Below are 24,696 nucleotides of genomic sequence, written 5' to 3'. Positions count from 1 at the left end.
GATCCTCCCGGGCGATCTTACGGGGCGCGAGTGCGCCCATTGTCCATGGGAGTACGCCCCACAATGGACGCATGAGGATCTCGGCACGAGCGGATTACGCGGTACGGGCGGTACTGGAGCTCGCCGTACGGCAGGACGACGGCCCGGTGAAGGCCGAGGAGATCGCCGGGGCGCAGGACATCCCGCACAAATTCCTGGAGGGCATTCTGGGTGACCTCCGGCGCGCCGGGATCGTCGACAGCCGGCGTGGCGGGGGCGGCGGCTACCGGCTGGCGCGGGACGCGTCCGCGATCACCGTGGCGGACCTCATCCGGGCGGTGGACGGCCCGATCGTCTCGGTACGCGGCGAACGCCCCACGGGGCTGGCCTACACCGGCACCGCCCAGCCCCTCCTGCCCCTGTGGATCGCGCTGCGCGCGAACGTCCGCCGGATCCTCGAAGGGGTCACCGTGGCGGACATCGCGGCGGACGCCCTCCCGGAGCCGGTCCGGGCACTGGCCGCGGAACCGGCGGCCTGGGAGAACCCGTAGGGGTGAGGCGAGGGTTGACGGGCCTGTGAAATCCGCCGTTGTGAATGGCCGGAGTTCGCCCTGACCGCTCGGTGTGGGGGTTCCTACGATGCGAGCGCCTCGTTCTTCACAGGAAACTCACAGGTTCTTCAAAGGTGAACCACATCGAACCTTGAGGGGCGTGAGGGTCCTGCGGGCCGAGGGTGCCACCCCCCACTCGATCACCGAACCGGAGAAGCCATGAAACCCATGAGGCATGGACTCCTGCTCGGCGGAGCGCTCGCCGCGCTGCTCACCGCCGGGTTGCCCGCTCAGGCCAAGGCCTCGTCGTCGCCCGTCTTCGACGACCCGCCGCCGGACAAGATCGTGATCAACGTCGCCACGGTGAACGGCTCCGGCTGCCCGCAGGGCACCACCGCCGTAGCCGTCTCCGAGGACAACGAGGCCTTCACCGTCACCTACAGCGACTACCTCGCCCAGGCCGGCGGCAACTCCGACCCCACCGCCTTCCGGCGCAACTGCCAGCTCAACCTGGTCGTTCACGTGCCGGGTGGCTTCACCTACGCCATCGCCAGCGCCGACTACCGCGGCTTCGCCTCCCTCCAGCAGGGCGCCACCGGTACCCAGCGTGCCTCGTACTACTTCCAGGGCTCGTCCAACACGGCCTCGGCGAACCACCCCTTCCGGGGCCCCTACGACGACAACTGGCAGGCCACCGACACCACCGACTGGGCCCAGCTGGTCTGGGCACCCTGCGGGGTGCAGCGCAACTTCAACATCAACACCGAGCTGCGGGTCGCCGCCGGCAGCGCGAACCCCGGCAAGGTCAGCTTCATGACCATGGACTCCACCGACGGCGAGATCAGCACCGTCTACCACCTGGCCTGGAAGGAGTGCCCCGCCAAGTAGTCCGCGCGTCGCTCACAGGCTCCCGGGGCGGACCAGCCCGGTCCGCTTGACCCCCGTCAGGATGGGCGTGACCTCGAGCGTCGTGACGTGTTCGAGGGCGCCGACGGTCTCGCTCAGGAAGCGGTAGAGCGCGTCGAGGTCCGCCGCGGCGACCGCCACCAGCAGGTTGGCCGAGCCGGTGGTCGCCGAGGCGAACCGCACCTGTGGACGGCGGCTGAGCCGCCGGCCGGTCTCCTCGAGGCCGCCGGGGGCCACCGTCGTCCACAACAGTGCCTCGGTACGGATGCCCAGCCGGGCGAGGTCGACCTCGGTCGCGAGCCGTACGACCATGCCGTGCGCCAGCGCCTCCAGGCGCCGGCGCACGGTCAGCGCGGAGATGTCGGCGCGGCGGGCGAGCTCCGTGTAGGAGGCTCGCCCGTCCTCGACCAGTCCGGCGATCAGCTGGTGGTCGACGGGGTGCAGCGGGGTCCCAGCGACCTCCCAGTACGTCACCGCGGTCCGCGTCGGCTCCGCCTGCGCCGGCGTGGCCAGGGTGATCAGCACGTCCTGGGCGTCGATGACGAGGTGGCAGACCAGGTCCCGTACCAGCCAGCCCGTACAGCCGGAAGGCCGGGCGAAGTCCGCCGGAAGGCCGGGCGAAGTCCGCGTCCGGCAACTCGGCCACCGCCGCGAGCAACGCCGTCCATGCGCGTGCGAAGAGATCCGCGCTCCGCAGGCTGAGCGGGTCCGGCGAAATCCGCTGCGGTTCGGCAGGGCCCCGTAAGGGGCGCGGGGAACTGCGCGACCAGCCCCGACGGCGCCGCAGTCGATAGACGGCATGTCGCGGCACCTTCCAGCGGAGCGCTCAGTGCCCTGACCGGGAAGGCGGTTCCGCTTGGCCGGTTGCTGTGGCGGACGGTTCGTTCACGGCCGGCGGTCTCCGGGGCGGTGGGCCGTCGGCTCACCAGGAAGGGCGGATCGGTCCCGGCGGTGCAAGTCGTGTCAGGTCGGCGACGAGTTCGCTGAAGCGTGCCTCGCCCAGCGCCTGTCGCCACGGTGCGACGGCAGCCCGGGCAGCCTGGTCGGCGGCGCGCGTGGCGGCCCAGCCGGTCTCGGTCAGACCCAGGAGGCGGGCGCGAGCATCGTGCGGGTGTGGATGCCGCTCCACGTATCCCTTTCGGACCAGCTCCTCGACCAGTTGGGCGGCGGCCTGCTTGGTCACCCCCAGGTGCTCGGCCAGGTCGGCCGTGGTGGCGCCGCCTGCCGAGATGCGGACGAAGGCGAAGCCGTGTGCGGGCCGCAGATCCTCGAATCCCTGCCGGGACACGCTGGTGTGGATTTCCTGCACCAGCTGCCCGGAGAGTGCCAGCACGCTTGCGGAAAAGGCCACGGCGTCGTCCATGGGCTTGACTATAACTCGTCAACCCGCTTGTCTATCTAGACAAGTAACTTGTCTAGATGGGGGCTGGCATGTCGTTCATCCGCAGTGACGAGGTCGTCGTGCACGAGATCCACGGTGGCCGTTTCGTTTCCTACGTCCGTCCGGACACCGGCAGCCGGGACCTTGCCGCCTGGCGCGTTGAGATCCCGGCCGCAATGGGGGGGCCGACCCACACGATCAGCGAAGAGGAGACGTTCTACGTCCTCTCCGGCCGCCTCCGGCTCACCATCGACGGTGAGAGCGCCGAGCTTCGCGCAGGTGACGCGGCAGTGGCACCCGCGGGATCCGAACTGGCGGTCGCCAACACCGACGACCAGCCCGCCCATATGTGGGTCACCACACGGGTCGGGCTCACCGCCGAACTGGCCGACGGCACCACCATCACACCGCCCTGGGCGCACTAGGGCCTGTCTGGCGATTCCGGTCGTCGCCCGGACGGCGGTGGCGATTCCGGTCGTCGCCCGGAGGGTGGTGGCGATTCCGGTCGTCGCCCGGAGGGCGGCCTCGCGGCGTCAGGTGCGTGCTCTCGCGGTGCCGGGCGTAGGCCCTCGTACGGGACGTACTGGGGTCTGCGCCCGGTGCGGCGAGTGGGGGCACCTCCCACGCCCTCAAGGCAGTGGGGGAGCGTGCATGGCGTCGTGGGGCAGACGGGAATTGCCAGACAGGCCCCCCTAGGGGCTGGAGGCCGCGCAGGTTCGCCGGATCGGCGCTCAGGTCCTGCTCGTCGCCGATGTCCGGAACGTGTTCCGGTACGTCTGCGGGGAGACGCCGATCGCCGTGTGCAGGTGCTGCCGCAGTGAGGTGCCCGTGGCGAAGCCGACCTCGGCCGCGATCCGGTCGACCGGCAGTTCGCTGGTCTCCAGGAGATGACGGGCCCGGTGCACCCGCTGCTGAATCAGCCAGCGCCCCGGGCTCGTCCCCGTCTCCTCCTGGAACCGGCGGGCGAAGGTGCGCTGACTCATCCGGGCATGCGCGGCCAACTCCCTGAGCGCGAGCGGCCGGTCCAGGTTCTCCAGGGCCCATGCCCGGGTGGCCGCCGTACCGGTGGCGCCCTCGTCCGGCACCGGCAGCTCGATGTACTGGGCCTGGCCGCCGTCCCGCCACGGCGGTACGACACACTGCCGGGCCACACTGTTGGCGACCGCGCTGCCGTGGTCGGAGCGCACGACGTGCAGGCACACGTCGACGCCGGAGGCCGCGCCGGCCGAGGTCAGGACATCCCCGTCGTCGATGAACAGCACGTCCGGATCCAGCGCCACGTGCGGGAACATCCGCCGGAACCGCGGCGCCAGCGCCCAGTGCGTCGTCGCCGGCCGCCCGTCGAGCATCCCGGCCGCCGCGAGTGTGAACGCCCCCGTGCAGATGGAGACGATCCGGGTACCGGGCCGGATCCGCGCCAGCGCGGCGGCAACGGGCTCGGGCAGCTCATCGGCGATCCGCGCCATGTCGTACGGCGGCACGACCACGGTGTCCGCACTCTCCAGCGCCTCGGGTCCGTGCTCGACGGTGACCGTGAAGTCGGCGTTGGTCGCCACCGTACGGTCGTCCGTCGCCGCACAGGTCACCACGTTGTAGGCACCGGGAACACAGGTAAAGACCCGGTTCGGGATCCCCAGCTCGAACGGGTAGACCCCGTCGAGGGCGAGCACGACGACCCGGTGGGGGCGGGCGGGCAGGAAGTCGATGGCGACGGACATGGCACGATTCTATCGCTTGTCACCCATCCAGCCACCGCGCGTGGCGGCGGAGCCGTATCGGCGTCCGCCGGGAAAGTCGTCCCGATGGTGACCCCGTCCGGCGTCACGCGCCGCGACGAACACCGGACGCGGTGGTGGTGCGGAGCGGCGCGAGGTTGCCGTGCTCGGGCAACAACCGCCCGCGGAAAGCTATCTGACGACCCATCGGAATCCGGCGTCCGGTCGACGCGGCGTTCTTGTGCGATCCCTCCCGCGTCCCGATACTGATCGCGAACCACGCGCCAAAGGCGGCGTGCTTGCCCCAGTTGAAGGTCACGACTTCGGGTGCAAAGTCACTGTCGCGCGCGAAGTGGGGCCTCTCTGCGGCGGGTTCTCGTGCCCGAACCCGAGGAGGCTGGACCCCCCTATGCCGTTCCCCCTGCTCAGACCCCCGAAGAGGCACGCCGACCGGCGCCGTCTCGCCGCCGTCGCCGTCGGCATCACCTGCGCTCTCCTGATCGCCTCTCCCGCCGCCGCGGACACGGCTGCCCCCACAGGCGCCGCCGCCACCTCGTTGACGGCGACCGGTGTCAGCACCGACACGACGACCGTCACGCTGGTGACGGGCGACCGGATCGTCGTGACCACCCGGCCCGGTCAGCGGCCCACTTACATCGCGCGCCCCGCCGCGGGCGAGGACGGCGCCATCGAGTCGTACGACGACGCGTCCGGCGACCACTACGCCATCCCCGCGGTGGCGATGCCCTACCTGGCCAACGGACTCGACCTCTCGCTCTTCGACATCACCCGGCTCGCACAGGACCAGGAGGGTTCCGGCACCGCCGACGCAGCCTCTGACAACGTTGCCAGCGGTGGCGGTGGCGGTGGCGGTGGCGGCGACGGCGACGGCGACGGCGACGGTGGCGATGGCGCCGCCGATGGCGACGGCGGCCGAATATCAGCCGACCTGTCCTTCGCCCCGGGCGCGACTCCGACCGGGCCCGCGGGGGTCACCCTGACCTCCGTGTCCGGTGCCACCGCGCAGGGATATCTGACCGCCTCCTCGGGCACCGCGTTCACCGCGGCGCTGCGCAGGGCGATCGGCGCCGACGTGGCCGCGGGCCGCCGGCCGGGCAGCACACCGCTGTTCGACGGGCTGACCTCGATGAGCCTGGCCGGCGCGCCCGCCGAAGGCACGCCCGACGCAACCGTCAGCCCCAAGTACCCCCTGAAGATCCTGCAGATCAACGCGACGGGGCTGACCGGTCTGCCGGCCAACACCTACCTACAGCTGTACAACACGGACTCGTTCACGCGCGAGAACGTCTCCGTCACCGCGGTGAACGGCGTCGCGCGCGTCGCGGTCCCGGCCGGGAACTACGGCCTGTACGGCCTCTTCTACGACTACGACGCGCAGGGCCGGCTGTCCGCCGTGCGCCAGTTCACCCTCAGCGACTTCACCGTCTCCGCCACCGGGACCACCACGGTGTCGCTCGACGAGACCACAGCGAGCTCGCTGTTCTCGGTCCGGACACCGCATCCGGCGGTCCAGGACATCCTCATGGCGCACTACTTCCGGCGGGACGCGACCGGAGCCCTGGCCGGCATGCTGCTGACGATGTGGGGCAGCACCCCGCTGTACACCAACGCACAGCCCGCCGCCGAGGTCGGCGAGATCCACGACGTCATCCAGTGGGGCGCCACGGCGACCACGGCGAGCGACGCCTACCGCTACGACCTGGCGTACGGGTCGGACGGGGTGCCCGCGGACCAGACGCACGTGGAGACGGCCCGCACGCTCGCCACGGTGCACCAGCACTTCGCCATCGACCCGGCGGCGAACAACAGTTACCACGGCTCCCTGCTGAGCGGCTTCGTCGACCCCTACAACGAGGCCGGCGGGGCCACGCAGGTCAGCCCGTGGGACGGACAGGCGTGGCCCGCCGACCTGACGGAGTACCTCGGCACGGGAGACGGCGGCACCTGGGCGCAGATGGCCAGTTCTCCGGGGTCCGTGTGGCAGTACGCCGATCCCCTCACCTTCGTCGGCGGCCGCTCCTACTCCGTCGACTGGAACCACGGCCCGCTGAAGCCCGCGCTCGGCCGGCACGTCGGCTACCAGTTCTGCTACGCCTGCGCGGCGGGGTCGAACCTCACGATGATCCTGGACCCGGCGGTCGACAGCGTTGCGACGCACGTCGGCTTCTACGCGTTCGCGACCGTGCCGCAGCACTTCACCCTGTACGCGGACGGGCAGCAGGTCTTCGACTCGACGAACCAGTACGGCGTCGAGATCAAGGGGGCGCCGACGACCCCGACGACCTACCGCACGGTGTACGACACCGATCTGAGCGCCGATCCGGCGTTCAGCCAGTCGACCAGGACGCACACCGACCTGACGTTCCGGTACGTCCCGCAGGCGAGCGGCGGCAGCGCGCTGCCCGACACGGACACCTGCTTCGGCAAGTCGGCGGCCACCCCCTGCCAGATCCTCCCCGCCCTCACCCTCGGCTACCGGCTGACCTCCGACAACGACAACACGAGTGACCGGCCGATCCAGACCATGCGGCTCGACGTAGGCCATGTCACCTACGACGGCGCCGGCTCGCACTCGCGGATCACCTCGGCGAAGGTGTCCGTCTCCTACGACGGAGGCACCACCTGGAAGCCCGCGCTCGTCGTGGGCGGGCACGGGACGTACCAGGTCGCGTGGCTCAACCCGGCTTCGGCGCACGGCACTTCACCCGCGCTGAAGGTGACCGCGACCGACGCGGCCGGCGGCTCGATCACCCAGACCGTCACCAACGCGTACACCATCGCCAAGCCCGCCACCACGTCGTCCACCACCGCTGGAGGTGCCCGATGACCCCGGCGACCCCGTCCCGTATCCGCGTGCTTCTGGTGGCCCTGACCGCCGTGATGGTGGCCACGACCGCGTCCACGGCGAACGCCACGTCGGCGAACGCCACCTCGGCGAGTGTGACCCCGGTGTGCGGCGCCGCGAGCCCCGGCTTCGCGCGGTGCCTCTCCCTGGTCCGCACCGACATCGACGGCGGCAGGGGGGTCCGGGGCCCGAACGCCGCGGGCAGCACGACCGCCGCCGCCACCGCCCTGCCCGGCGGGTACGGCCCCGCCGACCTGGACGCGGCCTACAACCTGCCGAGTTCGGGCGGCGCGGACCAGACGGTGGCGGTCGTCGACGCCGGCGACGACCCGAAGGCCGAGGCCGATCTGGCGGTGTACCGGCAGACGTACGGCCTGCCACCGTGCACGACGGCCAACGGCTGCTTCAGCAAGGTCAACCAGCAGGGGCAGAGCGCACCGCTGCCGGCCGACCGCGGCTGGGGTGCCGAGATCTCCCTCGACCTGGACATGGTGTCCGCGGCCTGCCCGGACTGCCACATCCTGCTCGTCGAGGGCGACGACGCGAGCGTCGCCAACCTGTCCCAGGCCGTGGACACCGCCGTCGCGCTGGGCGCCACCGAGGTGTCCAACAGCTACGGCACGGCCGAGTCGAACGGACTGCAGAGCTACTCGGCCTCCTACGCCCACCCGGGCGTGGCGATCACCGTCTCCTCCGGCGACTACGGGTACGGCGTGCCGAACTGGCCGGCCGACCTCACCAGTGTCACCGCGGTCGGCGGCACCTCGCTCAGCCGGGCGGACAACGCCCGTGGCTGGACCGAGCAGGCGTGGGGCAACTCCTACGGCGGCGCCGGCAGCGGCTGCTCGGCGTGGGTCGACAAACCGGCCTGGCAGACCGACGAGAACTGCCCCGGCCGGACGGTCGCCGACGTCGCGGCGGTCGCCGACCCGCTGACCGGTCCGGCGGTGTACGACAGCTACGGCGGCTATCCCGGATGGGTCGTCATCGGCGGCACCAGCGCGTCCGCGCCGTACATCGCCGGGGTCATCGCCCTGGCGGGCAACCCGGAGCGGTACGCGGACGCGTCGTACTTCTACGGCGGCACGGCGGGGCTCAACGACGTCGTGGGCGGCACCAACGCGGAACGCGTGGACTGCGGCGGCGACTACCAGTGCAACGGCGTCACCGGCTACGACGGCCCCACGGGCAACGGCTCACCGAACGGTCTCGCGGCGTTCTGACCGCGCGGTGGGGGCCGGCATCGACGGCCCCCACCGACGCCCCACCCGGTCCGGTGGAGCAGCGCGCCTCGGCGGCCGGGAGTTCGTCGTACACCGACCCCGCGGACGGCCTCGCCGTCGTTGTCCTGCGGTTGCGGTTGCGGCAGTAGCAGCACTAGCAGCAGCAGCGATCGAGTGGTGTCTCCCCGTCGGCGGTCGAGTCGTCGCGGAGCTCCGGGCGGCCAAGTCCCGTAAGCCATCCAGCGGCTCAGGCTTTACAGCCGTACCCGGAGCTCCCGGGCCCACCGATCCTGCGAACGACCGGATCAGACCCACGCGTGAAAGGTAGGAAAGGTAGGACAGTCTTCAGCCACTTGATGCGGGCGCGTGTTGGAGGCGTGGCCGTCGGGGCCGCCCGCTTCTCGGTCAGTGTCGTGCTTCCACGAGCCGCGTCAAGGGCGCTCCACTACGTTCCGCGTCGCCTGCGGCGATCGGCCTCCGGCCGACCCTGGACACGGCTCGCTCCAGCACGGGGAAGAAGCGAGCGAGCGGCCCGGAAAGGCGATGGCCCAACCGGGGTTCGCGGCAGTCGTGCGCTGCGTCCTCCCCGTTGGCCGACGGTCGCGGTAGCGCCTCGCCTGCACGCCGGGAGTGCTCGGCGACTGCGGCCCGGCACGGGCGACCCACCAGACATTCACCCGAGCCCTAATCGGGCGGCGGGGGGCGGTGATTGGATGATTTGTGTCAGAGGCACTGGTGGATTTCGGGACGAGAGCGGGGAGGCGATGCCCCTCCCGTGGCACGGATCCTCCAGACGCTGCCCCCAGGGCGGGAAAACCCGGGCCCCACGGTCACTTCCCCGCGTACGCGAGGAATCCGGCCCAGGCGGCGGGGGAGAGGGCGAGCGCGGGGCCTTGGCGGTTCTTGGAGTCGCGGATGTGGATGGTGGTGGGACTGGTGGCCACTTCGAGGCAGTCGTCGCCGGACGCGCCGCTGTAGCTCGACTTATGCCAGGAGAGGGCGACTTCGATGCAGTCACCGTCGCCGCCGCTGCTGTAGCTGCTCTTGAACCAGGTCAGTTCGGTGGTGCTCATAAGTCCCCTCGCATCCGCTGCAACAGGCTCCTGGAGTCTTCCAGCGTGCGCCTCGATCTGGTCGTCGTCGAGCGGCGGCAGTTGCTGCGTGAAGAGCGTTCGCGCGTATGCCTCCGTCTGCAACAGTCCCGGAATCAGGCGGCTCTCGTACGTGTACAGGGTGATCGCCGCCGCTTCGATCCGCGCCCACTGCCGAAACCAAGCCGCCAGCCCCGGTTGCCGCATCAGATGTACGGCCGCCCGCCGCAACGCCCCCGTATTCCCCAGCACCCCCTCCGACGCCTCCACCAGCGACTCGTCCGGCATCCGCCTCCCCAGCTCCACCGATGCCACCGTGTGTTTCGAGAACCGCACCTGTTCCGCGAACTCCTCCCTGCTCAACCCCGCGTGCTCGCGCAACGCCTGGAGCACCGCTCCGAAGGTCCGCAGACTGTCCGACGACTCCGGCTCCACTCCATCGCCCACGTAGGCCACCTCCCGCCCCCCATGGTCACGGCCAGTGACCAGTACGGTCCAGTCCGTCACCATGTACGCGCCCACAGCGTACGCGGCTCTCACCTGGTGAAGTACCGCTGCCGGGCGGCAGATTGGGCGCATGGACGCTCCCCCCACCACCGTCACCGTGAGTCGAACACTCGCCCAGCGGCTCAGTGCCACTCCGCGTGGCGCCCAGCTCGCCCGTCATCTCGCCGTCGCCCAACTCCACGCGTGGGGCGGGCCGTTCGCGGCGGCGGAGGTGATCGACAAGGTCTCGGTGATCGTCGCGGAGCTGGCGGCCAACGCCGTGACGCACGGGCGGGTGCCGGGGCGGGACTTCGAGCTGCGGGTGTCGCTGGTGACGGGGAGCGTGCGGGTCGAGGTCACGGACACCCTGGCCGAACGGCGGCCGCCCGCACCCGGCGGCGTACGGCCGGGCGGGCCGCTGGACGACGGCGGACGCGGGCTCGTGCTGGTGGACGCGCTGGCCGATCGGTGGGAGGTGCTGAGCAGGGACTGCGCCGACGCACCGGGCAAGACCGTACGAGCCGAGGTGGACCTGCCGTTCCGGCGCAGCCCCTGAGCGGGGCCCCGGGGGGCGTGCCCCCCGGGGTCCGGGCGTCAGCTGGAGACGCCGAGGGTGAGTGTGCCGGTGTAGCCGGCGGTGGTGGAGCCGGTGACGGTCAGCAGGCCGGAGGTGGCGCCGCCGTCGTCGTAGATGGAGTCCTGGGCGAGGGTGGTGCGGGTGGTCGTGTTGGTCGAGTAGGGCGAGACCTTGGCGACGGCCGTGGTGATGGTCTCGTTGATGAAGAGCTGGCCCGTGTGCACGGTCCTGCCGCCGGTGAAGGAGCCGTCGGAGGTCAGGGTGACGCCCGTGTGGACCTTCACGTGGATGTGGATGCAGCGGCCCCGGTACCAGCCCGGGTAGATGGTGGTGATGTTGGCGACGCCGCTGGAGTTGGTGAGCACGCCGCCGCGCAGGAAGGTGCCGTCGTCGGCCTCGTTGTGGCCGTTGTTGCCGACGTACCCGGAGTACTCGCCGAGCGCGTCGGTGTGCCAGACCTCCACGAGGGCGTTGGGGATGACGGTGCAGGCGGAGTTGACGACGGTGAGCGCGAGCTTGAACGTGATGCCGGGCTTGCCCTCGGTGATGTCGGTGCGGACCAGTGCGCCGTCGAGGTAGTAGGGGCCTTCGGTCATCTCCTCCGTGAGCGTGCAGACCGCCGCGGCGGCGGCCGGCTTGAGGTCGGGGGCGGCGTCTGCCGCGGGGGCCTCGGTCGAGACCGCTGCACCTACGGCCAGGGCAGCGGCGGTCGTCCCGGTGGCGACGAGTACGGTACGGCGCCCGACGGAGCGGGCGCCTTCTGAGGTGTCTGTCATGGACACGGCACCTTAGGAACGGTTGCTGTCGGAAAGCTGTCAGTTCGGCAAAGTGAACACCCGTCAAGTCCTGAGTTGAGACAGCCGAACGGACGATCACCGTTCGACACCGGGGAACTCGCCGTTACCGGGGAGGAAGGGGGCCATTGGGGTAGTTCGCCGCGACGAGGGCACCCCCTGAACGGCGAGGGCTCGCGGGAATCGGCGCGGGACCCGGGTCTAATCGCGCCAGAGAACCGTGCTGGAGGAGGATTTCCATGGGCGTCGCCCCGCTGTTGCCGACACCGTCCGGCCCCTACCTGGGCACAGGGCGGCTGCCCGCCGATTTCTACTCCTTCGAGGAACTGCTGACGGACGGCGAGCGGGAGAAGATCGAGCGCGTCCGGGAATTCCTCAACACGCAGGCCGCTCCCCTCGTCGACGACTACTGGGCCCGGGCCGAGTTCCCGTTCCAACTGGTGGAGGGATTCGGCAGGCTCGGGCTCGTGGACTGGGCGGACCCGGACTCCGCGGAATCCAAGCCGAGCAATCTCCTTTCGGGATTCCTCGCGCTGGAGTTCGCGCACGCCGACGCGTCCTTGGCGACCTTCTCCGGCGTGCACACGGGGCTCGCCATGGGCTCGATCCTCGCCTGTGGCTCCGAGGAGCAGAAGCAGCGGTGGCTGCCGGCGATGAGCCGCTTCGAGAAGATCGGCGCCTTCGGGCTGACCGAGCCGCACGGGGGTTCCGACGTGGCCGGCGGCCTGCGGACGACCGCGCGCCGCGACGGCGACGGCTGGATCCTCGACGGGGCCAAACGGTGGATCGGCAACGCGACCTTCGCCGACCTGGTCGTCATCTGGGCGCGGGACACCGAGACGAACCACGTGCTGGGCTTCGTCGTGGAGAAGGACACCCCCGGGTTCACCGCCACGAAGATCGAGAACAAGATGGCGCTGCGGATCGTGCAGAACGCCGACATCGTGCTCGAAGGCTGTCGCGTTCCGGAGGCGAACCGGCTGCAGAACGCCAACTCGTTCAAGGACACCGCCGGCATCCTGCGTCAGACCCGCAGCGGGGTGGCCTGGCAGGCCGTGGGCGTGATGTTCGGCGCCTACGAGATCGCGTTGCAGTACGCGAAGGAACGCCAGCAGTTCGGGCGCCCGATCGGCGGCTTCCAACTCGTCCAGGACCTGCTGGTGAAGATGCTCGGCAATGCCACGGCCTCGTGCGGGATGGTGGTGCGCCTGGCCCAGTTGCAGGACGCCGGGATCTACCGCGACGAGCACTCCGCCCTGGCGAAGGCGTACTGCACCGTGCGGATGCGGGAGAGCGTCGGGTGGGCCCGGGAGCTGCTGGCCGGCAACGGCATCATCCTCGACTACAAGGTCGGCCGCTTCGTCGCCGACGCCGAGGCCCTCTACTCGTACGAGGGCACGCGGGAGATCCAGACCCTGATCGTGGGACGCGCCGTCACCGACGGCCTGAGCGCCTTCGTGAAGTGACGACGATGACCACCGAATCCGTCTTCACCGGCCTGAAGGTCCTCGACGCGTCCTCGTTCATCGCGGCACCGGCCGCGGCCACCGTGCTCGCCGACTTCGGAGCGGACGTCATCAAGATCGAGCCGCCGGGGGCGGGCGACCCCCAGCGGCGGCTCAGTTCCGTGCCGCCCAGTCCGCAGGCGAAGGCGAACTACAGCTGGCACCTCGCCAACCGCAACAAGCGGGGCATGGCGCTGGACCTGAAGTCGCCGCCGGCCGTCGAGGTCCTCAAGCGGCTCGTCGAGTGGGCCGACGTGGTGATCACCAACTTCCCGCACGGCACGCGCGAGAGGCTGCACCTCGGCTACGAGGAGGTCTCGGGCTGGAACCCGAGGGTCGTCTACGCCGACCTCACCGGCTTCGGGGACACGGGTCCCGACGCCCGGCAGCCGGGCTTCGACCTGACCGCCTTCTGGTCGCGCAGCGGCCTGCTGGCCTCCACCCGGGACGCGGGCGCCCCGCCGACCGTGCCGGTCTGGGGCAGCGGCGACTACTCGACGGCGATCGCCATCTACGCGGCGATCACGACCGCCCTCTACCACCGCGAGCGAACGGGACAGGGGGCCGACGTCGGGACGTCACTGCTCGCCACGGGCGTCTGGGCCACCGGAACCCTGGTGGCCGGCGCCCTCGCCGACGGCACACCCTTCGAGCTGCACGACCGGAAGGCGCCGGTGAACCCGCTGAACAACCCCTACCGGACCGCGGACGGCGAGTGGCTCATGCTGGTCGCCTCACCCGCGCGCTGGCAGGGCCTGGCACGCGCCGTCGGACACCCCGAACTGATCGAGGATCCCCGCTTCGCCGACCTGGCGGGTCTGGTCCAGCACGCCGCCGCACTGGCCGAGTTGCTCGACACCGAGTTCCGCTCGCGGCCCTTCGCCCACTGGAAGGACGCGCTGGACACCGAACGCATCACCTACAGCCTCATCCAGACACCGGAGGAGGCCGCGCGGGACCCGCAGCTGCGCGAGAACGGCATCGTCGTCCCACTGGCGGGGGTCAGCGGGCTGGCGGAGACCGTCAACAGCCCGGTCACCCTCCGAGGGGTGCCGAAGATGCCGGCGAGACGCGCGCCGGACCTGGGCGAGCACAACGACGAGATCCTCGCCGAGCTGGGATTCGGCCCCGCCGAGATCGCCGATCTGCGCGACCGGGGAGCGGTCCCCGGCGCAACGGAGACGGAGCCGCCGCGATGACCACGGCGGCGGAGGAGTCCGCGGACCGGCACATCCCGTCCCCTTCATCTCGGTTTCGCCCGGAAATCGCCTGGACGAAGGACTCCGGCCGGTCAGCGTTCACCGGGTGGCACCGGGCCCGTTGATAGCGTCGGCGTACCCCGTGCCGTCCGACCGAGAGAGACCTGATGCCACCGACGATCCGCAGGGCCGTGATCCCCGCCGCCGGACTCGGCTCCCGTCTGCTGCCGCTGACGAAGGCCACGCCGAAGGAGATGCTCCCGGTCGGCGACAAACCGGTGATCGAGCACACCGTGCGAGAGCTGGTGGACTCCGGCATCACCGACATCACCATCGTCGTCTCGGGCGGCAAGAGCCTGATCCAGGACCACTTCCGGCCCAACCCCGGGCTCGTGGAGCAGCTGCGCGCCGACGGGAAGACCGCCTACGCGGACGCCGTCGAGGAGGTCGCCGAGCTGGCCCGCCGCGGCCACATCACCTACCTCGACCAGCGCGGCCCGTACGGCAACGGCACCCCCGTGCTGAACGCCGCCCGCTCCTTCGGCGACGAGCCCGTCCTGGTGCTCTGGCCGGACGACGTGTTCGTCGCCGACGTCCCCCGCTCCCAGCAGCTGATCCGCGCCTACGAGCAGACCGGCTGCCCGGTGCTGGCCCTGCTGCCGATGGACCCCGCCGACTCCCAGCGCTACGGCGTGCCCATAGTCAAGGAGGACCTCGGCGACGGCCAGCTGCGCATCACCGGCCTGGTGGAGAAGCCTGCGCCGGCCGACGCACCGTCCCCGTACGCGGCCATCGGCGGTTACGTCATCACCCCCGGCATCGTCGACGAACTGCGCGAACAGACCCGCCGCTGGTACGAGCACCGCACCGGCGAGGTGTACCTGACCGACGCCATCAACGCCTACGCCGCCAGCCGGGCCGTGTACGGGCAGGTCATCCAGGGCCGCTGGTACGACACCGGCAACCCGGCCGACTACCTCGTCGCCCAGATGGCCTTCGCCCTCTCCCACCCCGAGTACGGGCCCGTCCTGCGCGGCCTGGTCCGCGGGCTCGACGAGGAGCTGGAGGACGCGCCGGATACGGTATGATCGTCTCAGAGCTGGTCGCCACACATCCCGGTGGCTGGTGCTGCGTTGGTGGTCCAAGGAAAGACGCCCCGCTTCCTGCGGGGAAATGCAGGTGCAAGGCCTGCCCGGCGCTCCATCCGGTGCCCGTCCGCATGATGCGGACGGGCACCGCGGCGTTTGCCCCCACCTGCGGCTACAACCAACACGAGAACGTCACCGTCCTCTGCTTCCGCACCGCCCACCACCGCCGCTTCGAACTGCGTCTGCCCGGCCGCCACGACCCGGTGCCGGACGCGACCCGCTCCCTTCTCGGCGTCATGACCGGCGCCTGGGCCACCCAGGCCGTCCGCACCATGGCCGAACTCCGCATCGCCGACCACCTCGCCGCCCGCCCGGGCCTCGACGCCGACACCCTCGCGGACCACACCGGCACCGACCTCGACGCCCTGCGCCGGCTCCTCCGCTACCTGGCCACTCTGGGCCTGCTGACCGCCTCGGCCGACGGCACCTGCCACCTCACCGCCCTCGGCGAGCCCCTGCACACCGGCACCGAGTTCTCCCTGCACCCCCTCGCGCTGCTGTACGGCGGCCCGTTCCACGACTCCTTCGCCGGTCTGACGTACGCCGTACGCACCGGGCAGGAAGCTTTCGCCCACCGCCACGGACAGCACCACTTCACCTACTTCGCCGAACACCCCGAACTCGGCGACCTCTTCCACCGGGCGATGGCCGCGAGCGCGGAGATGTTCACGCCCGTCCCCGACCTGGTCGACTTCTCCGGCGTACGGCGCGTGGCGGACGTGGGCGGCGGCGTCTCCAGGTACCGCCCAGCTCAGGCGCCCCGTAAGGGGCGCGGGGCTGCGTTGAATGTGCGGCTACCGCCGCGTGGGCGCCATCAGCGACGGCGTCCCCGGGTACCGCCCAGCTCAGGCGCCCCGTAAGGGGCGCGGGGCTGCGTTGAATGTGCGGCTACCGCCGCGTGGGCGCGACCAGCCACAACGGCGCCGCACCCGACCACGCACCGCACCCCTACGGCGGCGCCTACCCGGCCTGCCCCATCCCCGCCGCGTTGGGCCAGCTCTGCGCGTTCGGCCACCCCGTGGCCGGCGCCGGGGACAACCCGGGCGCCGGAGGCGCCGGCGCAGGTGCCGTCATCCCCCGCACCTGCGCGGCGGTCAGCCCACCCCGCGCCGGAACCCCGGCCGGGGTGGGCCCGGCCGGAGCGGGCGGCGGCACGGGAACCGGGGCCTGCATGGGCATCTGCATCGGTGCCTGCATCGGCGGTGCCTGCATCGGCGGCGCCTGCATGGGCGCCTGCATTTGGGCCACCATCGGCTGAGGCTGCTGCATGGCGGGCGCTGCCGCCGGCATCGGCATCCCGACACCACCCTGCTGGGCGGCGACGGGGAGCGGCATGCCGACACCGGCAGCGGGAGCGGCGGTGAGGCCCGGCCCCATGGCCGGCGCCGCGGTGAGGCCCGGCCCCATGGCCGGCGCCGCGGTGAGACCGGGGACGGGCCCCATACCGACGGCCTGCGCGAGCTGCATGCCCGCCCCGTTGGTCTCGCTCACCAGCCGGTCCACCGCCGCCGTGCCCGAGCTGTAGCTGGTCCCATTGCCCAGCTCGGGCACGGCGGCTCCCCTCCTGGACCCGTAGAGCACCTGCTCCATGGCGGACACCAGGCGACGCACGTCCACCTCGGGGCGCACCACGAGCCTCAGGAAGCGGCTGGACGAACCGATCTTGTTTCCGCACTCGCGGACCAGGATGCGGTGCTCGGTGAGCATCCGGTCCCGGACCACCGTGCCCTCGGCGCCGACGGGAAGGCGCACGAAGAGGAAGTTGCCCTGCGAGGGATAGACGGTCAGACCGGGCAGGACGGAGAGCTGGCTGGCCATCTCCAGCCGGTCCTTGCGGACCTGGAGCAGGCTCTGCGCGTACTCCGCGCCGTGCTCCTTGAGCATGAAGACGACGTACTCGGCGAACGCGTTGAGGTTCCACTTCGGCAGCATCGAGCGGACCTTGCCGGCCAGCGAGGGGTTGGCGACCATGTAGCCGAACCGGATGCCGTGCAGACCGAAGTTCTTGCCGAGGCTGCGCAGCACGATCACGTTCGGCCGGAGCATCGCCTCCTGGACGACGCTGGGCTCGGCCTCGGCGTCGGCGAACTCCAGGAACGACTCGTCGATGACGATCAGGTCCAGGTCGGCCATGGCGTCCATGAACTGGACCAGCGCCTGCTTGTGGAGGAAGCCGCCGTCGGGGTTGTTGGGGTTGCAGATGACGGCGACCCGGGTGCCCCGCTTGCGTATGAACTCGGCGTACTGCGCGAGGTCGAGGGCGAAGCCGTTGGACTCCTGGAGCGGGAACATGTCGACGCGCTTGCCGGTCTCCATCGGCTGGTCGGTCCAGCGGCCGAAGGTGGGGACGGGGATGGCGAGGGACTCGCGGACCAGCAGGTGGTCGATCCAGGTGATCAGCTCGGTGGAGCCGTTGCCCATGGCGACGGCCTGCGGCGGGAGCTGGAGGAGCTGGCACAGCTCGGCGGTGATGGTGTCGGCGCTGCTCGGGTAGAACGTGATGATGTCCTTCAGCCGGGACGCCATCGTTTCCATCATCGCCGGAGTGGGGAAGTACGGATTGCAGGGAATGCAGAAGTCAACGGGACCGGCCCCCTCGCCCCCTTCACGGGTCAGCGCCGCCATCGACGGGCTGTGCGCACCGCTGCGGAACAACGAGGTGACGTTGCCGGCCATTGAACCTCCGTATGAGGCGGGCCCGGTGGGGACGACCGGGCCCGTCGTCTTGGGTGGCCCGCGCGGGGGAGCACGGGCCACCCTTGAGTACGGAGTCTCGTGTGACGCTGTTCAACGGATGTGAAAGAAACGTGAGTTTCAGAGCCCCGTCAGGGACGCGGGGCTCTACCGACATGCGGCTCCGCCGCGTGGGCGCGACCAGCCCCTTACCGGTCGCGCCCACGCTGCCTCAGGCCCCGAACGAATGAACCGTCCGTGTCCTGTAGACCTGCCCCGGCCGAAGCACCGTCGACGGGAAGGTCGCGTGGTTCGGCGAGTCAGGGAAGTGCTGGGTCTCCAGGCACAGCGCGTCCCCCTGCCGGTACGTCCGCCCGCCCGTCCCCGTCAGCGTCCCGTCCAGGAAGTTCCCGGAGTAGAACTGCAGCCCCGGCTGGTCGGTCGCGATCTTCAGCGTGCGGCCCGACCGCGGGTCCCGCAACGTCGCGATGTGCTCCGGCTTCGCGGTGATCCCCTTGTCGAGGACCCAGTTGTGGTCGTACCCCTTGGCCTGCACCTGCTGCGCGTGGCCGGCCCGGATGTCCCGCCCGATCGTCTTCGTCTCGCGGAAGTCGAAGGGCGTGCCGTGGACGGTCGCCAGTTCACCGGTCGGGATCAGCCCCGAGTCGGTCGGCGTGTACCGGCCCGCCGCGATGGTCAGCTCGTGGTCCTCGATCGTGCCGCTGCCCTCGCCGGCGAGGTTCCAGTAGACGTGGCTGGTGAGGTTGACGACCGTGGCCTTGTCGGTGGTGGCCCGGTAGTCGATGATCCACTCACCGTGCTTGGTGAGGGTGTACGTCACCGTCGCCTTGAGCGTGCCCGGGTAGCCCATCTCCCCGTCGACGCTGGTGTAGTGCAGGACGAGGCCGACGTCCGAGCCCTTGGTGAACGGCTCGACGTCCCAGACGTGCTTGTCGAAGCCCTGGGTGCCGCCGTGCAGGCTGTTCACGCCGTCGTTGACGGAGAGCTGGTAGCTCTTGCCGTCCAGGGTGAACTGACCCTTGCCGATCCGGTTGCCGTAGCGGCCGATCAGCGCGCCGAAGTACGGCGAGCCGGCCACGTAGTCGGCGATGTCGTCGAAGCCGTTGACCACGTTGGCGTAGTGGCCGCGCCGGTCCGGGACCTCCAGGGTCTGGACGACACCGCCCCAGTTGAGGACCTTCAGCCGGGTGCCGCCGTTCTCCAGCGACCAGCGGTAGATCCTGGTGCCGTCGGCGAGCTTCCCGAAGGACTCCTTCACCGGCTTCCTGCCTCCCGAGGCGGTGGCGGCCTCGGCGGTACCGGCGCCGAGGGTGGTGGCGGCGATGCCCGCGGCCGCGGCTCCTGCGATGACCGTGCGTCTGTTCAGTTCCATGTGCGGCTCCTGCAAATAGGAGGGGCCCCGCCTTCCGGCGGGGCCCGAGCTGACTACGAACCGGACTTGCGCTTGTTCCACACGTCGAATCCGACCGCCGCGAGGAGGGCGAGGCCCTTGATGACCTGCTGCCAGTCGGTGCCGACGCTGAGGAGGTTCATGCCGTTGTTCAGCACGCCGAGGACGAGACCGCCGATGATGGCACCGAGGATGGTGCCGACACCGCCGCTCATGGAGGCGCCGCCGATGAACGAGGAGGCGATCGCCTCCAGTTCGAAGCCGTCACCCGCCTTCGGCGAGGCCGCGTTCAGCCGGGCGGCGACCACCAGACCGGCCAGGGCCGCGAGCACGCCCATGTTCAGGAAGACGTAGAAGGAGACCTTCTTGTCCTTGACGCCGGACAGCTTGGCCGCCGGCAGGTTGCCGCCGATCGCGTAGATGTGCCGGCCGAAGACCGCGTTGCGCATCACGTAGCCGTAGCCGACGACCAGCGCGCCCAGGACGATCAGGATGATCGGGGCGCCCTTGTAGCTGGCGAGCAGCAGGGTGAGGACGAGGATCGCGGCGACCAGCGCGGTCAGCTTGAGCAGGAACAGCCGGGTGGGCGGCACGTCCAGGGCGAACTCCTGCTGGCGGCGCCGGTCCCGGAACTCCTGCCAGACCACGGCGGCGATCAGCACGACACCCAGCAGCAGCGTGATGTTGTGGTAGTTGGTGTGCGGGCCCACCTCGGGGAGGAAGCCGTTGCCCAGTTTCTGCAGGCCGTTCGGGAACGGGCCGATGGTCTGGCCCTGGAGCAGGATCTCGGTGAGACCGCGGAAGAGCAGCATCCCGGCGAGGGTGACGATGAACGACGGTATGCCCAAGTAGGCGATCAGCACACCTTGCAGCGCGCCGGCCACGGCACCCATCGCCAGGCACAGGATCAACGCGACCGGCCAGGGCACCCCGTGATTGACCGTCAGTACGGCCGCGAAGGCGCCCACGAACGCCGTCAGCGAGCCGACCGACAGGTCGATGTGCCCGGCGATGATCACCATCATCATGCCGATGGCCAGGATCAGGATGTAGCTGTTCTGCAGGACCAGGTTGGAGACGTTGCGCGGCAGCAGCAGGTCCCCGTCGGTCCACACGGCGAACAGGGCGACGATCAGGCCGAGCGCGATCAGCATGCCGTACTGGCGCATGTTGCGGCGCAGCCCGTCGAGGACCATCCGGAGCAGGTTCTGGTCGGCGGCCGATCCGCTTTTGCCCGGCGGCGCGGGCGCCGGGCTCTTGGCGGTGACATCCGTGCTCATCGCGTTACCTCTTTGTCCTTCGTCATATGGCGCATCAGCACTTCCTGCGTGGCCTCGGCCCGGGGCACCTCACCGGTCAGCCGGCCCGCGGCCATGGTGTAGATGCGGTCGCACATGCCGAGCAGTTCGGGCAGCTCGGAGGAGATGAAGACGACCGCCTTGCCCTGGGCGGCGAGCCGGTCGATGACCGTGTAGATCTCGTACTTGGCGCCGACGTCGATCCCGCGGGTCGGCTCGTCCAGGATCAGCACGTCCGGGCCTGCGAAGATCCACTTGCTGAGGACGACCTTCTGCTGGTTGCCGCCGGACAGCTTGCCCACCGGCTCGAAGACGGTCGGCGCCTTGATGTTCATGGACGTGCGGTAGCCCTCGGAGACCTGCCGTTCCTCGTGCTCGTCCACGATCCCGCGCTTGGCGACCTTGTTCAGCGCGGTCAGTGAGATGTTGCGGTTGATGGTGTCGATGAGGTTGAGGCCGTAGTGCTTGCGGTCCTCGGTGACATAGGCGATGCCGTGCCCGACCGCCTCGGCGACCGACTTGGTACGGATCTCCGTGCCGTCCTTGAGGACCGAGCCGCCCGCGTAACGGCCGTAGGTCCGCCCGAAGACGCTCATCGCGAGTTCGGTACGGCCCGCGCCCATCAGGCCGGCGATACCGACGATCTCGCCGCGCCGGACGTGGATCGACACGTCGTCGACGACCTTGCGCTCCTGGTCGATCGGGTGCAGCACGGTCCAGTCGCGGATCTCCAGGGCCGGTGCCGCGTCCTCCTCGCCCTCGTAGCGGGTGCGCTCGGGGAAGCGGTGGTCGAGGTCGCGGCCGACCATGCCGGAGATGATCCGCTCCTCCGTCGTCTCCGCCGACTTCACGTCGAGGGTCTCGATGGAGTGACCGTCCCGGATGATCGTCACCGAGTCGGCGACCCGGCGGATCTCGTTGAGCTTGTGCGAGATGATGATCGAGGTGATGCCCTGGTTCTTCAACTCCAGGATGAGATCGAGGAGTTTGCCGCTGTCCTCGTCGTTCAGAGCCGCGGTCGGCTCGTCGAGGATGAGCAGCTTCACCTTCTTCGAGAGCGCCTTCGCGATCTCCACCAACTGCTGCTTGCCCACGCCGATGTCGGCGACACGGGTCTCCGGGTGGTCGCCCAGACCCACCCGGCGCAGCAGTTCGGTGGCGTGCCGCAGGGTCTCCCGCCAGTCGATGAAGCCGCCCTTGGCGTGTTCGTTGCCGAGGAAGATGTTCTCCGCCAGCGAGAGGTACGGCGACAGCGCCAGCTCCTGGTGGATGATCACGATGCCGCGCTGCTCGCTCGCCCGGATGTCACCGAACTCGCACGGCTCGCCCTCGAAGAGGATGTCGCCCGTGTAACTGCCGTGCGGGTGGACGCCGGAGAGGACCTTCATCAGGGTCGACTTGCCGGCGCCGTTCTCCCCGCAGATGGCGTGGACCTCGCCCTGACGGACGGTCAGGGTGACGTCCGACAGCGCCTTGACACCGGGAAAGGTCTTGACGATCGAGCGCATTTCCAGGACGGGTCCCGCCATGGTCTGCCTTCCAATCAGTGCTTGTCGATCAGGGGTCGGCGGATTACTTGAGCTCGGCGTCGGTGTAGTAGCCACCCTTGACCAGGACGTCCTCGTAGTTGGCCTTGTCGACGCTGACCGGCTGCAGCAGGTAGGCGGGGACGACCTTGGACCCGTTGTTGTACGTCTTGGTGTCGTTGACCTGCGGGGTCTTCTTGTTCAGCACGTCGTCGACCATGGTCGCGGCGACCTTGGCGAGCTGCCGGGTGTCCTTGTAGACGGTCTGCGTCTGCTCACCCGCGATGATCGACTTCACCGAGGCCAGCTCGGCGTCCTGCCCGGTGATGACGGGCAGCGGCTGGCTGCTGGACCCGTAGCCGTCCGACTTCAGCGCCGCGATGATGCCGATCGAGATGCCGTCGTACGGCGAGAGCACCGCGTCGACCTTGGCGGACTTGTAGGAGGAGGTGAGGATGTCCTCCATGCGGGACTGCGCGGTCGCGCCGTCCCAGCGGAGCGTGGTGACCTTGTTCAGTGCGGTCTGGCCGGACTTGACCACCAGCTCCTTCTTGTCGATGTACGGCTGGAGCACGCTCATCGCGCCGTTGAAGAAGTACTTGGTGTTGTTGTCGTCGTTCGAGCCGGCGAACAGCTCGATGTTGAACGGGCCCTTCTTTCCGCTGTCCAGGCCCAGCTTGTGCACGATGTACGTGCCCTGCTCGACACCGACCTTCTCGTTGTCGAAGGACGCGTAGTAGTCGACGTTCTTCGTGCCGAGGATGAGGCGGTCGTAGGCGATGACCGGGATGTTGGCGTCCGCGGCCTCCTGGAGCACGTTGTTCAGGGACTTGTTGTCGATGGCCGCGATGATCAGCCCCTTGACGCCCTGGGTGATCAGGTTCTCGATCTGCGAGACCTGGGTCTCCGGGTCGTCCTCGCCGTAGACCAGCTGGGTCTTGTAGCCCTTGGACTTCAGGTTCTTGACGACGTTGTTGCCGTCGGCGATCCAGCGCTCCGAGGACTTGGTCGGCATCGCGATGCCGATCGTGCCGCCCTTGGCGCTGCCGCTGTCGTCCTTGCTGCCGCCCTCACCGCTCTGGCCGCACGCGGACAGGGTCAGGGCGAGGGAGGCGGCCCCGGCTATGAGGGTGAGGGCGCTTCTACGAGTGCGCATGTGATCGGTCCCTGTTCTTCTCGTCGTTGAGATGTTTCATGCAAGGTCGGTTGAAGCGCCCCGAAGGGGCGCGGGGCTGTATCGATGTGCGGCTCCGCCGCGTGGGCGTGACCGGCCGCCGACGGCCCGCGGTCCCGGCCGGACGTCAGGCAGAACCCTCGGTGGGGAACCGGTTGAGGACCCCCGGCAGTCGCGACCCCAGCGGTGCCATGTCCCCGTCCGCGCCGTGCCGGGCGAGCAGGTCCAGGGCGAGCCGCCCCCGACGCACCCGCTCCCGCGCGGTGTCCAGGGTCACGTCCCGCAGATGGGTGCCCCACGGGTAGATACCGGGTGCCTTGGACAGGCCGAACTTCAGATAGATCGGTGCGCCGCGCCGGATCAGCTCGGCGACCTCGTACATCCGGACGTAGCCGCCGAGGTCGTCGGGGGCCTCGATGTACATGTCCATGGGCGCGCCGGACACCCGGCGGATCTCGGTGAGGTGATCGAGTGTCAGATCGCTCGGCACGTTGACGGAGTCGGCGCCGAGGTGCTCGAAGACGGAGTACGAGGCCGGGTTGACCGGCCCGACGAGCGCGGACACCTTCAGCGTGGTGTCGGCCGGGATGATCCCCGCCCGCCGGGCCCGGTGCAGCGTCCAGAGCACGCCCTCGTCGGCGACGAGCAGGCACTTGACGCCCAACTCCGTTGCCCGTACAGCGTCTTCGACGCATCCGGCGACGGCGTCGTGGCCGCGTGCGCGCAGTCCGGCTCCCCGCGAGTCGGAGCGCACCGAGCCGCCGATGTCCCAGGTGCCGCGCGGGCCGGTGAACAGGCACAGCTCGATGTCCCGCTCGGCGGTCGCCTCGACCATCTCGGTGATCTCGGCGTCGGTGAGCATCCACACGCCGCTGCCCTGGCTGATCCGGTGGATCGGCACGTCCAGGCGCGAGGACTCCTTGAGGACGACGGCAAGCGCCTCGGGACCCTCGCAGGAGGGGATCTCGGTGCGCCACTTGCCGCCGCCCGGGAAGCTGTGGGCGGAGGCGTCGGCGGGGTCGAGGGCGGGCGCACCCAGGCCGAGAGCGGTGAGCGCCTGCTCACCGGGTCGGCGGGCCGCCGTAACGGAAGCGTCGGTCGTCACAAGCTGTCCTTCACGTTCGGTATTTCGGACAAGGTTCGCGGCTCGGGCTATGGAAAACGGCTTGGTGGTACGCCGGTCACGGCGAGGT

21 protein-coding genes and 2 pseudogenes are annotated in these 24,696 nt (G+C 70.1%); 10 read left to right on the top strand and 13 right to left on the bottom strand.

Annotation, left to right across the window (positions count from 1 at the left end; genetic code table 11):
- The first annotated feature begins 71 nt into the window (after positions 1-71).
- On the top strand, positions 72-530 hold the full coding sequence (locus AB0D59_RS17440) for an Rrf2 family transcriptional regulator (protein ID WP_352218698.1): 459 nt from the start codon (positions 72-74) through the stop codon (positions 528-530).
- Between the two features lie 228 nt (positions 531-758).
- Positions 759-1,418 carry a DUF4360 domain-containing protein gene (locus tag AB0D59_RS17435; RefSeq protein WP_362565658.1) on the top strand — a complete coding sequence of 220 codons (660 nt, stop codon included), beginning with the start codon at positions 759-761 and terminating at the stop codon, positions 1,416-1,418.
- Between the two features lie 12 nt (positions 1,419-1,430).
- Here AB0D59_RS17435 and AB0D59_RS17430 read toward each other — a convergent pair.
- The 3 genes and pseudogenes from AB0D59_RS17430 to AB0D59_RS17420 all read right to left on the bottom strand — a co-directional run.
- A pseudogene (locus AB0D59_RS17430) lies at positions 1,431-1,661 on the bottom strand (Lrp/AsnC ligand binding domain-containing protein); the annotation flags it as partial.
- A gap of 108 nt (positions 1,662-1,769) precedes the next feature.
- A pseudogene (locus tag AB0D59_RS17425) lies at positions 1,770-2,133 on the bottom strand (maleylpyruvate isomerase N-terminal domain-containing protein); the annotation flags it as partial.
- Positions 2,134-2,358: 225 nt separating this feature from the next.
- Entirely contained in the window at positions 2,359-2,799 is a 441-nt protein-coding gene (locus tag AB0D59_RS17420) for a MarR family winged helix-turn-helix transcriptional regulator (protein ID WP_362565656.1), read from the bottom strand.
- Positions 2,800-2,867: 68 nt separating this feature from the next.
- On the opposite strand from AB0D59_RS17420, the gene AB0D59_RS17415 reads away from it, so the two are divergent.
- Positions 2,868-3,242 carry a cupin domain-containing protein gene (locus tag AB0D59_RS17415; protein WP_362565970.1) on the top strand — a complete coding sequence of 125 codons (375 nt, stop codon included), beginning with the start codon at positions 2,868-2,870 and terminating at the stop codon, positions 3,240-3,242.
- 306 nt (positions 3,243-3,548) lie between these two features.
- Here the strand turns inward: AB0D59_RS17415 and AB0D59_RS17410 are convergent, their stop codons facing one another.
- Together AB0D59_RS17410 and AB0D59_RS17405 are read right to left on the bottom strand one after the other, a co-directional pair.
- Positions 3,549-4,535 carry a helix-turn-helix domain-containing protein gene (locus AB0D59_RS17410; RefSeq protein ID WP_362565655.1) on the bottom strand — a complete coding sequence of 329 codons (987 nt, stop codon included), beginning with the start codon at positions 4,533-4,535 and terminating at the stop codon, positions 3,549-3,551.
- Positions 4,536-4,638: 103 nt separating this feature from the next.
- Positions 4,639-4,851, bottom strand: a complete 213-nt coding sequence (locus tag AB0D59_RS17405; RefSeq protein ID WP_362565653.1) for a hypothetical protein — start codon at positions 4,849-4,851, stop codon at positions 4,639-4,641.
- 90 nt (positions 4,852-4,941) lie between these two features.
- Between AB0D59_RS17405 and AB0D59_RS17400 the strand changes: the two genes are divergently transcribed.
- Both AB0D59_RS17400 and AB0D59_RS17395 read left to right on the top strand, forming a co-directional pair.
- A complete protein-coding gene (locus tag AB0D59_RS17400) occupies positions 4,942-7,380 on the top strand; it encodes a hypothetical protein (protein ID WP_362565651.1) in 2,439 nt (812 codons plus the stop codon).
- The gene (locus AB0D59_RS17395) at positions 7,377-8,621 is read left to right on the top strand and encodes a peptidase S8 (RefSeq protein WP_362565650.1); all 1,245 of its coding nucleotides are present in this window, start codon (positions 7,377-7,379) and stop codon (positions 8,619-8,621) included. Before AB0D59_RS17400 ends, AB0D59_RS17395 begins: the two co-directional genes overlap by 4 nt.
- Positions 8,622-9,451: 830 nt before the next feature.
- Here AB0D59_RS17395 and AB0D59_RS17390 read toward each other — a convergent pair.
- On the bottom strand, positions 9,452-10,252 hold the full coding sequence (locus tag AB0D59_RS17390) for a Scr1 family TA system antitoxin-like transcriptional regulator (RefSeq protein WP_362565648.1): 801 nt from the start codon (positions 10,250-10,252) through the stop codon (positions 9,452-9,454).
- Positions 10,253-10,289: 37 nt separating this feature from the next.
- Between AB0D59_RS17390 and AB0D59_RS17385 the strand changes: the two genes are divergently transcribed.
- The gene (locus AB0D59_RS17385) at positions 10,290-10,754 is read left to right on the top strand and encodes an ATP-binding protein (protein ID WP_362565646.1); all 465 of its coding nucleotides are present in this window, start codon (positions 10,290-10,292) and stop codon (positions 10,752-10,754) included.
- Positions 10,755-10,792: 38 nt separating this feature from the next.
- Here the strand turns inward: AB0D59_RS17385 and AB0D59_RS17380 are convergent, their stop codons facing one another.
- Positions 10,793-11,551, bottom strand: coding sequence for an intradiol ring-cleavage dioxygenase (locus AB0D59_RS17380; RefSeq protein WP_362565645.1), 759 nt, complete (start codon positions 11,549-11,551; stop codon positions 10,793-10,795).
- Between the two features lie 257 nt (positions 11,552-11,808).
- Here AB0D59_RS17380 and AB0D59_RS17375 point away from each other — a divergent pair, with 257 nt between their 5' ends.
- The 4 genes from AB0D59_RS17375 to AB0D59_RS17360 all read left to right on the top strand — a co-directional run bounded on the left by AB0D59_RS17375 (position 11,809) and on the right by AB0D59_RS17360 (position 16,281).
- Positions 11,809-13,035: an acyl-CoA dehydrogenase family protein gene (locus tag AB0D59_RS17375; protein ID WP_362565643.1), complete on the top strand. Its 1,227-nt coding sequence runs from the start codon at positions 11,809-11,811 to the stop codon at positions 13,033-13,035.
- 5 nt (positions 13,036-13,040) lie between these two features.
- Positions 13,041-14,273 carry a CoA transferase gene (locus AB0D59_RS17370; RefSeq protein WP_362565642.1) on the top strand — a complete coding sequence of 411 codons (1,233 nt, stop codon included), beginning with the start codon at positions 13,041-13,043 and terminating at the stop codon, positions 14,271-14,273.
- Between the two features lie 167 nt (positions 14,274-14,440).
- A complete protein-coding gene (locus tag AB0D59_RS17365; RefSeq protein WP_362565641.1) occupies positions 14,441-15,361 on the top strand; it encodes a UTP--glucose-1-phosphate uridylyltransferase in 921 nt (306 codons plus the stop codon).
- Between the two features lie 119 nt (positions 15,362-15,480).
- Complete coding sequence (locus tag AB0D59_RS17360; protein WP_362565639.1) at positions 15,481-16,281, top strand: methyltransferase dimerization domain-containing protein; 801 nt, start codon at positions 15,481-15,483, stop codon at positions 16,279-16,281.
- Positions 16,282-16,381: 100 nt separating this feature from the next.
- On the opposite strand, the gene AB0D59_RS17355 is transcribed toward AB0D59_RS17360, so the two are convergent.
- From AB0D59_RS17355 to AB0D59_RS17330, 6 genes are all read right to left on the bottom strand, one after another.
- The gene (locus AB0D59_RS17355; RefSeq protein ID WP_362565638.1) at positions 16,382-18,097 is read right to left on the bottom strand and encodes an aminotransferase class I/II-fold pyridoxal phosphate-dependent enzyme; all 1,716 of its coding nucleotides are present in this window, start codon (positions 18,095-18,097) and stop codon (positions 16,382-16,384) included.
- Between the two features lie 229 nt (positions 18,098-18,326).
- Positions 18,327-19,487: an aldose epimerase family protein gene (locus AB0D59_RS17350; RefSeq protein WP_362565636.1), complete on the bottom strand. Its 1,161-nt coding sequence runs from the start codon at positions 19,485-19,487 to the stop codon at positions 18,327-18,329.
- Between the two features lie 53 nt (positions 19,488-19,540).
- A complete protein-coding gene (gene mmsB / locus AB0D59_RS17345; protein WP_362565635.1) occupies positions 19,541-20,785 on the bottom strand; it encodes a multiple monosaccharide ABC transporter permease in 1,245 nt (414 codons plus the stop codon).
- Positions 20,782-22,332 (bottom strand): multiple monosaccharide ABC transporter ATP-binding protein, encoded by a 1,551-nt coding sequence (gene mmsA / locus AB0D59_RS17340; RefSeq protein WP_362565633.1) that lies wholly within the window; start codon positions 22,330-22,332, stop codon positions 20,782-20,784. Before mmsA ends, mmsB begins: the two co-directional genes overlap by 4 nt.
- A gap of 43 nt (positions 22,333-22,375) precedes the next feature.
- Complete coding sequence (chvE, locus tag AB0D59_RS17335; RefSeq protein ID WP_362565631.1) at positions 22,376-23,485, bottom strand: multiple monosaccharide ABC transporter substrate-binding protein; 1,110 nt, start codon at positions 23,483-23,485, stop codon at positions 22,376-22,378.
- Between the two features lie 145 nt (positions 23,486-23,630).
- Positions 23,631-24,608: a hypothetical protein gene (locus AB0D59_RS17330; protein ID WP_362565630.1), complete on the bottom strand. Its 978-nt coding sequence runs from the start codon at positions 24,606-24,608 to the stop codon at positions 23,631-23,633.
- Positions 24,609-24,696 lie beyond the last annotated feature (88 nt).

This window comes from Streptomyces sp. NPDC048417, assembly GCF_040651615.1.
GTDB lineage: Bacteria > Actinomycetota > Actinomycetes > Streptomycetales > Streptomycetaceae > Streptomyces.
Note: the sequence above shows the minus strand (reverse complement) of the source record. Positions and strands in the feature narration are given on the sequence as shown.

What these genes read in the sequence shown, in the direction of transcription:
- AB0D59_RS17440 (WP_352218698.1), top strand. Translation starts at nt 72, where the DNA reads ATGAGGATCTCGGCACGAGCGGATTACGCGGTACGGGCGGTACTGGAG.
- AB0D59_RS17435 (WP_362565658.1), top strand. Translation starts at nt 759, where the DNA reads ATGAGGCATGGACTCCTGCTCGGCGGAGCGCTCGCCGCGCTGCTCACC.
- AB0D59_RS17420 (WP_362565656.1), bottom strand. Translation starts at nt 2,799, where the DNA reads ATGGACGACGCCGTGGCCTTTTCCGCAAGCGTGCTGGCACTCTCCGGG.
- AB0D59_RS17415 (WP_362565970.1), top strand. Translation starts at nt 2,868, where the DNA reads ATGTCGTTCATCCGCAGTGACGAGGTCGTCGTGCACGAGATCCACGGT.
- AB0D59_RS17410 (WP_362565655.1), bottom strand. Translation starts at nt 4,535, where the DNA reads ATGTCCGTCGCCATCGACTTCCTGCCCGCCCGCCCCCACCGGGTCGTC.
- AB0D59_RS17400 (WP_362565651.1), top strand. Translation starts at nt 4,942, where the DNA reads ATGCCGTTCCCCCTGCTCAGACCCCCGAAGAGGCACGCCGACCGGCGC.
- AB0D59_RS17395 (WP_362565650.1), top strand. Translation starts at nt 7,377, where the DNA reads ATGACCCCGGCGACCCCGTCCCGTATCCGCGTGCTTCTGGTGGCCCTG.
- AB0D59_RS17385 (WP_362565646.1), top strand. Translation starts at nt 10,290, where the DNA reads ATGGACGCTCCCCCCACCACCGTCACCGTGAGTCGAACACTCGCCCAG.
- AB0D59_RS17380 (WP_362565645.1), bottom strand. Translation starts at nt 11,551, where the DNA reads ATGACAGACACCTCAGAAGGCGCCCGCTCCGTCGGGCGCCGTACCGTA.
- AB0D59_RS17375 (WP_362565643.1), top strand. Translation starts at nt 11,809, where the DNA reads ATGGGCGTCGCCCCGCTGTTGCCGACACCGTCCGGCCCCTACCTGGGC.
- AB0D59_RS17370 (WP_362565642.1), top strand. Translation starts at nt 13,041, where the DNA reads ATGACCACCGAATCCGTCTTCACCGGCCTGAAGGTCCTCGACGCGTCC.
- AB0D59_RS17365 (WP_362565641.1), top strand. Translation starts at nt 14,441, where the DNA reads ATGCCACCGACGATCCGCAGGGCCGTGATCCCCGCCGCCGGACTCGGC.
- AB0D59_RS17355 (WP_362565638.1), bottom strand. Translation starts at nt 18,097, where the DNA reads ATGGCCGGCAACGTCACCTCGTTGTTCCGCAGCGGTGCGCACAGCCCG.
- AB0D59_RS17350 (WP_362565636.1), bottom strand. Translation starts at nt 19,487, where the DNA reads ATGGAACTGAACAGACGCACGGTCATCGCAGGAGCCGCGGCCGCGGGC.
- mmsB (WP_362565635.1), bottom strand. Translation starts at nt 20,785, where the DNA reads ATGAGCACGGATGTCACCGCCAAGAGCCCGGCGCCCGCGCCGCCGGGC.
- mmsA (WP_362565633.1), bottom strand. Translation starts at nt 22,332, where the DNA reads ATGGCGGGACCCGTCCTGGAAATGCGCTCGATCGTCAAGACCTTTCCC.
- chvE (WP_362565631.1), bottom strand. Translation starts at nt 23,485, where the DNA reads ATGCGCACTCGTAGAAGCGCCCTCACCCTCATAGCCGGGGCCGCCTCC.